Source organism: Pseudomonas sp. AC016 (assembly GCF_979253365.1).
Map to the genome: position 1 here is coordinate 5,452,403 of NZ_CEEDCC010000001.1, position 11,225 is coordinate 5,463,627.

Annotated in this window: 11 protein-coding genes; 5 read left to right on the forward strand and 6 right to left on the reverse strand. The window is 58.2% G+C overall.

Going from position 1 to position 11,225, the window contains the following annotated elements; translation table 11 throughout:
- Positions 1-704: 704 nt before the first annotated feature.
- The 3 genes from AC0IXS_RS24535 to AC0IXS_RS24545 all read left to right on the forward strand — a co-directional run bounded on the left by AC0IXS_RS24535 (position 705) and on the right by AC0IXS_RS24545 (position 3,430).
- The gene (locus AC0IXS_RS24535) at positions 705-2,102 is read left to right on the forward strand and encodes a pyridine nucleotide-disulfide oxidoreductase (protein WP_122667816.1); all 1,398 of its coding nucleotides are present in this window, start codon (positions 705-707) and stop codon (positions 2,100-2,102) included.
- Positions 2,103-2,194: 92 nt separating this feature from the next.
- Positions 2,195-3,133 carry a ketopantoate reductase family protein gene (locus tag AC0IXS_RS24540; protein WP_122667815.1) on the forward strand — a complete coding sequence of 313 codons (939 nt, stop codon included), beginning with the start codon at positions 2,195-2,197 and terminating at the stop codon, positions 3,131-3,133.
- Between the two features lie 57 nt (positions 3,134-3,190).
- Positions 3,191-3,430, forward strand: a complete 240-nt coding sequence (locus AC0IXS_RS24545) for a DUF465 domain-containing protein (protein WP_057410239.1) — start codon at positions 3,191-3,193, stop codon at positions 3,428-3,430.
- A gap of 82 nt (positions 3,431-3,512) precedes the next feature.
- Here AC0IXS_RS24545 and AC0IXS_RS24550 read toward each other — a convergent pair whose 3' ends face one another.
- The 6 genes from AC0IXS_RS24550 to AC0IXS_RS24575 all read right to left on the reverse strand — a co-directional run bounded on the left by AC0IXS_RS24550 (position 3,513) and on the right by AC0IXS_RS24575 (position 8,532).
- Positions 3,513-4,364, reverse strand: a complete 852-nt coding sequence (locus tag AC0IXS_RS24550; protein ID WP_122667814.1) for a DUF3618 domain-containing protein — start codon at positions 4,362-4,364, stop codon at positions 3,513-3,515.
- The gene (locus tag AC0IXS_RS24555) at positions 4,361-4,780 is read right to left on the reverse strand and encodes a phage holin family protein (protein ID WP_057410241.1); all 420 of its coding nucleotides are present in this window, start codon (positions 4,778-4,780) and stop codon (positions 4,361-4,363) included. The genes AC0IXS_RS24550 and AC0IXS_RS24555 overlap by 4 nt, the downstream gene beginning before the upstream one ends.
- Positions 4,780-5,559 carry a hypothetical protein gene (locus AC0IXS_RS24560; protein ID WP_122689542.1) on the reverse strand — a complete coding sequence of 260 codons (780 nt, stop codon included), beginning with the start codon at positions 5,557-5,559 and terminating at the stop codon, positions 4,780-4,782. Before AC0IXS_RS24560 ends, AC0IXS_RS24555 begins: the two co-directional genes overlap by 1 nt.
- A 249-nt stretch (positions 5,560-5,808) precedes the next feature.
- Positions 5,809-5,997, reverse strand: a complete 189-nt coding sequence (gene csrA, locus AC0IXS_RS24565; protein ID WP_002554157.1) for a carbon storage regulator CsrA — start codon at positions 5,995-5,997, stop codon at positions 5,809-5,811.
- A gap of 590 nt (positions 5,998-6,587) precedes the next feature.
- The gene (locus AC0IXS_RS24570) at positions 6,588-7,940 is read right to left on the reverse strand and encodes a GntP family permease (protein ID WP_029243774.1); all 1,353 of its coding nucleotides are present in this window, start codon (positions 7,938-7,940) and stop codon (positions 6,588-6,590) included.
- Positions 7,941-8,043: 103 nt separating this feature from the next.
- The gene (locus tag AC0IXS_RS24575) at positions 8,044-8,532 is read right to left on the reverse strand and encodes a gluconokinase (RefSeq protein WP_122503037.1); all 489 of its coding nucleotides are present in this window, start codon (positions 8,530-8,532) and stop codon (positions 8,044-8,046) included.
- 282 nt (positions 8,533-8,814) lie between these two features.
- Between AC0IXS_RS24575 and gntR the strand changes: the two genes are divergently transcribed.
- Both gntR and AC0IXS_RS24585 read left to right on the forward strand, forming a co-directional pair.
- Positions 8,815-9,831: an HTH-type transcriptional regulator GntR gene (gene gntR, locus AC0IXS_RS24580; RefSeq protein WP_471825919.1), complete on the forward strand. Its 1,017-nt coding sequence runs from the start codon at positions 8,815-8,817 to the stop codon at positions 9,829-9,831.
- Between the two features lie 346 nt (positions 9,832-10,177).
- Entirely contained in the window at positions 10,178-11,107 is a 930-nt protein-coding gene (locus AC0IXS_RS24585; protein WP_193557055.1) for a YncE family protein, read from the forward strand.
- Positions 11,108-11,225: the final 118 nt, after the last annotated feature.

The window sequence follows — 11,225 nt, forward strand, 5'->3', positions numbered from 1 at the left end:
ACACCTGCGTTGGCGTGGCGTGTTACTTGCCGCTGTCCGGTTCCGATCTGCTCAGGTCGGGCCATCCTCCTCTTGAAGCGCAGGACGTCCTCATCCGGGTTCGTCCTGCTTGAGGTCTTCGTTCATTTCATGCAGCCCGTCCTGCCCCATTCAGTCAATATGTCGGCGCTGGGTTTTTGTAGGTTTTATTGGGTGTCATGAAAAAATTAAAACGGGTTCGTTGCGCCTTCCTGATAACCTGCATGAATGGTTTTATCGTGTGGAAGTGTGCAGTCTTTTAAAATCAGGTACTTGCGGCGGGTGCGGCAGGGCCACAGTGTGCAGTGGCTTATTTGACACTTCGTGGTTTCTTTGCAACTATTATTTCACTCCGCCCGCTTCGTTGTGCTTAAACCCTCCTGATTAACGCCTCGTGTTTAAATCTCGTTCGAAGGTTTGGCGGTAGCGTGGCGCGCTGTTTTTCCAGCGGTTCGGGTGTCGAGTGGATGGCGGTCCCGATCAGTGCATGTAACAGCTCATTTTTATTGATAAAACAGCGGAGCCTTTAGCCGGGTTCTGGTGACGCTGCACGTGCGCTGTTTATTGTGTTGTTGGGTTCTCTTTTTAAATTGTGCATGGACGCTGGTTTGTAGTGATGGCCAGGTATTCGATCATCCAGAACTTCTGGAATGCACCAACGTTTGCTATGACGATGGAGCATCATCATGTTTGAAAAATCCTTGGAAACAGTCTGCGGTTGTGTCGTCGGCGGAGCAGGGCTTGCCGGTATGGGGTTTCTGTTCAATGCCTTGAAAAGCGGCACGTTGGCGGAGATCACCGCAAGCGGGCTGATGGTCATCGACGCCAGCGACAGACCGGGTACCGGTGCGCTGGGGCAATACCGGATCACTGCCAACTCGGTAGGAGACGTTTTCATCGATTGCCTGCGTGACCCGGCGCTGCGCGAGATTTTCGAGCCATTGGAATACTCTCCGGCTTATTGGCGTATTCGGGGTCAGGCCCAAAGTGCCCCTCAGTTGTCGGATGTGGGGCAACTGATGGTTGAAGCCTCGCGACTGGTGTTGGAGCACTTGACGCGCTGCTACGGGGTGAAGGTCTGGCATGGCACGACCATCACCGAAGTGATCAGCGAGGATGACGAGTTTTGCCTCACGGTAGAGACGGAAGGCTGCGCCAGACTCGTGCGCTGCCAGACGCTCGTGCTCAACCTCGGCGGACGTCAGGATCCGCAGCACCTGATCGACAGTCTTGCGCAACAGGGGCTTTCACTGTCACCGGCCACCAATATCCAGAGTGCCGACCGGCTGCTGCGCATGAATGCGGTTCAGTTGCGCGAAGTGTTTGCGCAGGCGCTGGCCAGCGGTAGCCGTATCACTGTTGTCGGCGGTTCGCACAGTGCCTTTTCCATGCTGGAGAACCTCGCCGATGCTCTGGAGTTCGCAGGGCTGGAAGAGCTGACGCTGATCCATCGAACCCGGATCAGGCTGTTTTACGAAAGTGCCGAGCAGGCAGAAGCTGCGGGCTATGTGTTCGACTCTCAGCTGGATGTCTGTCCTGTTTCCGGGCGCATCAATCGCTCCGGCGGGCTGCGCTACCGGGCGTTGGACATTGGTCGCGAGGCGTTGAAGCACGGTCGTATCGGTAAAACCGGTGTGCGTGTGCAGTTGTTGCAGACCAGTGACGGTCCCGCCGGAGCATTCGAAAAGGCCAGACTCGCATTAGCCGAGTCCTGTGTGGTGGTGCAGTGTTCCGGCTATCAACCGCAGTTGCCCGTGATGCGCCATGGTGACGGCAGCCTGATCACCCTGCGTGAGACCAAGGGTGGCCTGGACTCTGATCAGGCGGGCTGCCCGATGGATCAGAACGGACGGCGATTGAAGGGGCTTCACCTGTTCGGCCTGGGTGCCGGGCTCGGGGCCGATCCTCAGCTGGGCAGCGAGCCTTCGTTCGACGGCCGAATCTATGGCGTCTGGCAGTTTCATCATGATGCCAGTCGGGTGGTGATTCAGGCCGTCACGACGCGATTGCAACAAAAGGCCTCTGCCGTCGATACTTCATGTCTGGCCGGGTTCCTGCAGCTGGAACCGCGTTTTCAGGCCTGATGGCAGGCGGGGTGTGGGGTAATGTCCCTGAACCAGGGTGCTCGAACGCCGCCAGCGTTCTGTAGAACAGCACAACCAGGAGATCCAGGGCCATGCGTATCTTGATCGTTGGGGCAGGGGCTGTCGGTGGCTATTTCGGTGGCCGACTGTTGGAGGCCGGGCGTCAGGTGTCTTTTCTGGTCCGGCCAGGCCGGGCGGAAGAGCTGGATCGTGACGGACTTGTGGTGCGAAGTCCGCAGGGAAACTTTCAGTACCCGTCGCCTCCTTACATGCTTGCCAACCGGCTTGCCGACCCTTTCGACCTGATCCTGCTCAGTTGCAAGGCTTTCGATCTGGACGCCGCAATGGACGCTTTCGAGCCTGCAGTGGGACCGGATACGTCGATTCTCTCGCTGCTCAACGGCATGGCCCATCTTGGTCGCCTGACCGAGCGCTTCGGCAAGGACGCTGTGCTGGGCGGGCAGTGTCTGATTTCCGTAGACCGCGACTCGACCGGTGCGATTCTGCATCTGAACGAGATGCACCAGTTGTCATTCGGCGAACTGAGCGGCGCGTTGACCCCGCGTATTCTAAGGGTTGCCGAAGCCTTGGCCGATGCGGGTTTCGAAGCCAACCTGAGTCAGCACATTGTGCAGGCCATGTGGGACAAATGGTGTTTCATCGCCACGCTGGCGGCGATCACTGCAAGCATGCGCGCATCGATCGGCGATGTGCTGGACGCAGGTGGAGAGGGTTTGATCCTGAAAGCACTGTCCGAATGCGCGGCGATTGCGCTGGCTGCCGGATACCCGCCGGATGCAAAGGTTCGTCAGCGTCAGCTTGAGCTGTTGACGGCACGCGGCTCGACACTCACGGCCTCGATGATGAGAGACATCGAACGGGGTACACCCACAGAGGTCGAACAGATTCTGGGCGATATGCTGATCAGGCGTAACGCGCTGGGTGTCGCTTCGAATGAACTGTCGGTGCTCGACGTTGCCTGCACTCATGTCAGGGCGTACGAAGCACGCCGTATTCGGGAACAGCCGTGAGGTCTGAAATCGTCACGGTTACCCCTGCATTCAAGTAGTCATTTGGAGGTGCTACTCATGCCAGTCAAACACGATTTGTTCGCGGATTTGAGCTTGACCCGAGACGAGGTCGCCGAGCGGGGCAGGCAGGACGCGAGGCTGCAGCAATTGCTCAATGACTATGACAGCGCAGATATTGAGGTGCTGAATGCCGAAAAAGGGTCGGCGGGCGGTATCGGTGATGACGCGTTGAGGAAACTCAAGGAAAAGCGTCTGCTGGTGAAGGACCGGATCGTCCAGCGTCTTTCCGAAATATAAACGGCTTCGCTGCCTGAACAACAGCTGGCCAATTATGAAAACGGCCCCTCCGAGGGGCCGTTTTCAGTGCTCCATCACACCCTCAACCGAGTCCCGGCGATGTAGGACGTTCACTGGCGGAAGACGCGCCTGTGCCGTTGCTGTCGTGTTCAGCACCGGACAGGTTGCTGTAGCTGCTGGAGGTCGGGTTGGGCGAAGAAGATGAAGACAGAGAACCGCTTTTACCCCTCAGTTTTTCCCGTGCCTGCCTGACGATCTGTTGCTCCTTCGTCGTGACAGGCAACGCGGCACCGATCAGCGCTCCCACCGCAATACCCATGGCCGCCAGCGTCAAAGGCTGTTCGTTGACCAGTTGCCGTGTACTGCTCTTCATGTGCCCACGTTTCTCCTGGAAAGTAAGGTCTGCGTCCTGCCACGAGTGGGAGCTGCCGGAACTGCCCGAAAAGGTGTCGCGCACGTTGTGGGTCATGTGGGACGTCTTGTCCTTGATCGTGCTGGCCTTGTCCTTCATATGCGACACGGTTTCCTGCACCCGGGCCTTGGCGCTTCCCAGACTGTCGCTGACCGAGCCAGCCATGCTGCCAGCGCGCTCTGTGACGCTGCCAAGGACCGAAGAACCGTTGGACGAGCCGCCCGTTGCCGGACGATTGTTACCCATCATCATCCAGAGCACGCCGACGGTGGTAAGCACGGCAGGCACTGGATTGGCCTTGACGTTGTTGCCCAGATTGCCGAAAAACTCCCCGCCGTTGTCCTTCACATAGCCCAGCGCCTGATCGACCAGTTGACCGGGCGACATTTTCTTTTCCAGCGCATCGACGATGTTGCCGATGCTGGAGCGTTGCTGATCGATTTCCCGCTCCAGGGTTTCCGGGCTCTTTTTCGATTCTTCTTCAAAATGTTCTGGTGTGTCGAAGCTGCTGTCGATGCTCATGAGACTTTCCTCTGAATGGCTTCCTTGTCTTTTTGCAGGGTGCTGGTGGTGCGCTCGGGAATCAGGTTCGAAGCGTCGAGTTTTTTATTGCCCGCCTGAACCATGAAGAAGCCGATGACCAGAGCCGCAACACCGACGATCAGTGCCGCGAGCCACGGTTCCATGACGTAACTCAAGGCATAGACGGCGGCCATGAGCACCATGATCAGACCGCCCAGCATCACGACGGCACCCATACCGACGGTGGTGGCTGCTTGCTTGGTCGCCTGAAGCGACTCACGGAATTCCGCTTTCACCAGTGCCATTTCCTTGGTGACCAACGCAGGCACTTCATGCGCCAGCTGGCGGATCAGACTCAGCACCGACGTTTCATTTTCAGGATTTCTGTCCTGCTGAGTATTGGGTGGGGTACTCATCACACGTCTCCTTTGGACAAACCGGACCTGGACGAGCCGTCACGCGTCACTTCATCGTCGAGATCGTCGTTGAGTTCGGTCATGGGCGGACTGTCAGGAATCCCTGTTCCCGGGCGCGCGCTGTGCACGACGTCGTTGTCGTGGGGATGCGTCGCGGCCATCTCTTCGGCGGCCAGCGCCGACGGGCTGATGGGGTCATAAGGGGCAGACGAATCGACATCCGTCAGATCACTCTGATTCGACGACCCGGATGTCGACAGATCTGATGCCGATGTGCCTGTTGTCGAGCTTCCAGGCATTGAGCTGTCAGAGAAGCTCGTGTCGGAGGTCGTGTCGTTCGAAGAGGTGGACGCTTTCAGCAGCCGCGACAGACCCAGGCCAAGGGCCACGCTGCCACTGATGAACAGGACCGGATTTTCCCGGGCGAGCCTGCCTGCATCCTGCAACAGTTGCTCGGCGTTCTTGCTGCGCAGGTTGTCGGCGAGCCGGGTCATCGCTTGCGCCATGTCAGTGACGTACCCCGACAGGCCCAAAGTGTCATTGCTGTCAATCTGCTGCGCCGCCGACTGAGCGTTCTGCGCAAGGTTCTCTATCTGCTCTGCAGCGCTGTCGCGGTACTGCTCGAAGTGTTCGCCTCCCTGTCGGGCGACATTTTCTGTGTTGCCATGTGCGTTGCGCTGATCGTCATCCTGCAGTCCGTGCAGGTGATCCTGGCTGCTCGTGCTGCCGGTATGGGCATTGCCGCTCATGGAAGTTTCGTTGGTAGTCACCATCATCATTCACCGTTTTCTGTCCCCAGATAAAGAGAATGCTCGGCTCACTGCATACTACGGGCTGGCATTGATGTGCTTGCTTGCAGAGAGTCGACCGGTGTTTTTTTGGCGATGTTCCGAGAGGGTGACAAATGGTCGTGCCGCAGCGGGCAGAAAAAGGATGGGCATAAAAAACGGCGTCATGAGAGACGCCGTACGGCTGATGACCCGCCACGAGGGCAGATCAGCATTGAATAAGGGGGTGTGGCGAGGGAATTATTGTGGGTCCTGGTTTGGAGCCAGTTCTGCCTGAATGCGTTTGTAGATCTCTTCACGGTGTACAGACACATTTTTGGGTGCGTTGATGCCCAGCCGGACCTGAAGCCCTTGAACGCCAAGAATCGTCACGGTGATCTCGTCACCGATATTTATGCTTTCGCCAACTTTGCGAGTGAGTATCAACATAATCTTTTCCTTGATGGCCTCTTGAAAATGCCTCTCTCAAGAGGCTGGCGTTTGCCTTTGCGTGGTGATTGTTGCCGAGTGCATCCAAATGCATCCGTCATAAGACGTTGCGGTGGTGAATTTAATTCCCTCGGTTCATTTTCTTGTCATCGGGATTTGCATCCACGGTACGACGAGTGCGCCAATTCTGCCCGTTTTGGCCTGAGAATGCCCGTATTTACTGGTGCAACTTAAAAAGTAACGTGATCAGGCGCACAAATCGGGTTTGCCATGACTGTGCTGGAGGCGATTGAGCGGCCTGATCCCGCGTTGTTCCTAAGCGTAGGCATGACTTTGAAACATTGCCTGAGCTTTCCGAAAATTCAACTGAAAGCGTTGTAGGCGCTCGTAGGAAACAGCTTTCAGACAGGTTTCGCAGACGCGCATCGAATCGCTCTGTCATGTTGTCGGCAGCAAACGCAGGTTATGTAGGGGGCGGGCAGGGTCAGGAAGATAATCAGGGGGGCATGAGGGAAACACGGAAGGGCAGAGCGGTGAGTTTTGCACCTTTGCAGGCCTGCTGGCCCCCAAAGGTGCTGGACGTTTTAAGCTTAAAGCGCCATGGACAGCAGCATGATGAAGATCAGGCCGACAACCGAGAGGATGGTTTCCATCACGGTCCAGGTCTTGAAGGTTTCGGCTACGGTCATGTTGAAGTACTGCTTGACCAGCCAGAAGCCTGCGTCGTTCACGTGCGACAGGATCAACGAGCCCGCACCTGTGGCCAGCACCAGCAATTCGCGGTTAACGCCAGGAATCAGGCCCACGACCGGTGCCACGATGCCTGCGCCAGTGATGGTCGCAACGGTCGCCGAACCGGTTGCCACGCGAATCACCGCAGCCACCAGCCATGCGAGCATGATCGGGTTGATCTGCGCCTGCACCGCCATGTGGCCGATCACGTCACCCACACCGCTGGCGACCAGCATCTGCTTGAAGCCACCGCCTGCACCGACGATCAGTACGATGGCGGCGACCGGCGCCAGGCTCTGGTCCAGCAGTTTCATGATCTTTGCACGGTCGAAACCGCGTGCGGCACCGAAAGTGTAGAACGCCAGCAGCAAGGCCGCGAGCAGGGCAGTGATCGGGTGACCGATCAGGTCCATCCAGATGCGGAACATGTTGCCTTCCGGCAACGCAACGTCAGCGAAGGTCTTGAGCAGCATCAGGAACACGGGCAGCAGAATCGTCACCAGTGTGATGCCGAAACCTGGCAGGTTCTCGGTGCTCGATTCCTTGGCGATCTGATCCATCAATTCCTGCGACGGTGTGCCGGGAATGTATTTGGAAATCCACTTGCCGTAGATCGGGCCGGCAATGATTGCGGTCGGCAGCGCGATGATCAGGCCGTAGAAAATGGTTTTGCCGATATCAGCGCCGAAGATGCCGATGGCCAACAGCGGACCCGGGTGCGGCGGAACCAGACCGTGCACGGCCGAGAGGCCTGCCAGCAACGGGATGCCGATCTTGACGATGGACACACCGGTGCGACGCGCCACGATGAACACCAGCGGGATCAACAGCACGAAGCCGATTTCGAAGAACAGCGGGATGCCCACCAGAAACGCGGAAAACATCATCGCCCAGTGGACTTTCTGTTTGCCGAAGGTGCGGATCAGGGTCTGCGCAATCTGATCCGCGCCACCCGAATCGGCCATCAGCTTGCCGAGCATGGTGCCCAGCCCGAGGATGATGCCGACAAAGCCCAGCACGCCGCCGAAGCCGTCCTGGAAGGATTTCATGACTTTTTCCACCGGCATCCCGGAGGTCAGGCCGAGGAAGCCAGCCGCCAGGGTCAGCGCGACGAAAGGGTGGACCTTGAATTGGGTGATCAGCAGCACAAGGCCGACGATGGTCACCAACGCATCGACTAGCAGAAACGTCTCGTGGGTCATACCGAACATGGGTGTCTCTCCGGTTATTATTCTGGGGTGCTACCAGCTACTGCCAGCGTCATCAGTGCTTCGTGTGTGCAAGACAGCGCTGTCTTTTGCACTCACGCCTTTATCAGGCGTGGGAGTCTTTCCACCAGGCTGCCGCTTGCGTGCCAATCTCTTCGATGGACTGGGTTGCATCGACCACCAATGTGAGAGGTTCGCCGTACGGAGGCTCGAGCGTTGCAAACTGGCTGTCGACCAGGCTTGCGGGCATGAAGTGCCCCGGACGGTGCGAGCAACGTTCGGCAGCGAGTTCTTTGGTCAGTTCCAGAAAAACGAAACCCAGACCCGGAACGGCGTCGCGCAGGCGCTGGCGATAAATCAGCTTGAGGGACGAGCAGGTCAGGACAGGGTGTTCGCCACGGGCGAGCGCCGCGACCAGTTCTTCACCCAGGCGGGTCAGCCAGCCGGCACGGTCGTCATCGTTGAGGGGGGTTCCGGCGCTCATCTTCTCGATGTTGGCCGGTGGGTGGAAGGCATCACCTTCGATGAGGCGACCTCCGCTCTTGAGAGCAATCTCGGCGCCCACGGCACTTTTGCCGCAGCCCGAAACACCCATCACCACGAGGGCGGAAATAGCAGTATTCGCAGTTGTCACAGTAGGCACCTCGTCTGGAGACAGCGCTGTCTTTGTCCGGTGGACATCGTGTCCAGCCTGAGCTGTTCCAGTTCTTGTCGTTGTTTTGGGTTCAACAATACACATCGGAGGCTGTTCTCCGTGGCGACCCGGCGCGGGCGGCAAATGTGAAACCAGCGATAAAGCGTTGTCACGGTCCATGAGACAGCGCTACCTTATGGGGCATTCGACACATTTGGCAACCCCTATGTTAGTTGGCAACGCATGATACGCATTGGTTCCCGCTCTACCGGCCGTCCGACCCTCAACGAAGTTGCCCGCCTTGCCGCGGTTTCCCCCATTACCGCATCCCGTGCGTTACGCGGTGTCACGACCGTGGCACCGGAACTGGTGGAAAAGGTCCGTGCCGCGGCCCAGAGCCTGGGCTATGTCGCCAACCCCGCAGCGCGTGCGCTGGCTTCATCCTGCAGCCAGACGGTCGTGGTGCTGGTGCCATCGCTGTCCAACCAACTGTTCATCGAGACCCTGGAAGCCATTCAGGATGTGCTGCGTCCTCGCGGCCTGGATGTGGTGATCGGCAACTATCACTATTCCCCGGAAGAAGAGGAAAAGCTGCTGCGCAACCATTTGGTCAACAGACCGAGGGGGATTCTGCTCACCGGCTTTGACCGCACACCTGCATCGCATCAGATGCTGGAAGCCAGTGGCATTCCCTGCGTGCACATGATGGAGCTGGATGCTCGTCAGGGTGCCTACAGTGTCGGCTTCTCCCAGGAACAGGCGGGTGCTCAGGCAGCCCTTCATTTGCTCGGCCGTGGACGCACGCGGCTGGCCTACATGGCGGCCCAGCTCGATACGCGCGTACTGCAGCGCGGCGCGGGCTTTCGTCAGGTTCTGGAAGACGCCGGCCTGTTCGATGCCGGATTGCAAGTCACGACTCCGTTGCCATCGTCGATTGGCCTGGGCGGCGAACTGTTCGCCCGGCTGCTGGATGAGCACCCTGATGTCGACGGCATTTTCTTCTGCAACGATGACCTGGCGCAGGGCGCGTCACTGGAGGCCTTGCGTCTCGGCGTCGCCGTTCCGCAACGGGTTTCGCTGGTGGGTTTCAACGACCTGCCGGGCTCGGCGCACATGGTGCCGCGCCTGACGTCCATTCGCACCCCGCGCCAGGAAGTGGGCCAGCGCGCCGCGCAGGTGCTGCTGGGTTTGCTCGACGGCGTGTCCCAGCAGGCACGGGTTGATCTGGGCTTCGAACTGGTGGTGCGCGAGAGTTCGTGATTCAGCCGTGAGCAGGTTGCTGACCAATGGTGAGCCACCTGCTTATGCCTCTCCGGTGTTGACGCCAGCCCCCGATGGCGTTGCCTTTCAACCCTGAAAAGCGCTTTTTGCCACCACTTTCATCCCGCCTCAAACTGTCATTTCTGTCAGTACCCAACCCGTCCCGGCCAGTATTCAATGACCTGAGGTTTTTGGATCCGAGTGGCATAAGTACAGTCGCCACATCGTTTGTTGATGGGGCCGTACCTTCCTGTCTTTCCCCCCATCGTGGCGGTCTCGCGAGACCTATTCACAGGTGAGTGACATGCACAAAAAAGCATCTCAGGACGTAAACGCTTTTACCCACATGGCAGATCCGGACGGCGCAGGAGTACCGCTGGACGTTGCATGGCTGACAGGCATCATTCCATTGGGTTTCGTGCCCAAGGAAATCGTCATCAGCCCCGATGAAAAGACGCTCTATGTGTCTCATGAAAACGGTAGAGAAATCAGCGTGGTCGATGTCGAGACATCGAGCGTAGTGAGCTGTATCAAGGGGGCCGGGGCGGGCGATATTACCCTCAGCCCCGACGGCAGGCGACTTTATACGGCCGGCTATAACAAGTGTTTTGTGATCAACACCCTCACGCGCGAGGTGATCAGGGTCATTCCCTCGGGCAGCGTCAACAGGATCGTCTGCAGCCTGGACGGCCGATTCATTTACCTGTCGTTCCAGTATGCACCGGGCGGGCTGATCCGCCAGATCGAGACGGAGCACTACAGCGTCGTCAACGATTTCGATCTGGGCACCTTGTCCAACGCCTCGCTGGCACTCGGCGTCGGTCCCGGAAACGACTGTGTATACGCCTCGGCACTGGCGGACGGCATTGGTACGACAGCCGTCTCCGCCATTGGTACGGTCAGTTACCTGCAGCACGACATTCTCGGCTTCACCGATCCCAGGTCACTGGCAGTCAGTTCGGACGGAACCCGTTTGTACGTCGGAGGGATTGATGAGGTGTACGTGGTCGATGCGACCACATGCAGAATGTTCTACCGCGAGAAAATCGGCGCACAGGGCTATCCGGTCAGCATCATCGGCATTACGCCGGATGACCGTTACGTGTACGCGGTTTATACCTGCAACTTCGATGTGTACAGAATCGACACGGTCAAGGGAACGGTCAGTTGCGTGGCCTTCTTTCCGTCCATGGGAGGCTCGGTGCTGAACGGGGCAGGTACCCGCCTGTACAGCACTCATACCGATATGAACTGGATCTCCATCTACACGCTCTAGCGTTACCTGCACCGATCCCGCCGTCACCAGCGCTTCAATTATCTTCCGTCAGACATACGCCGAATGTTTCTCCAGGCACCGCGTACGGGCCAGAGAAATATTCGGCACTGTAGTGCGT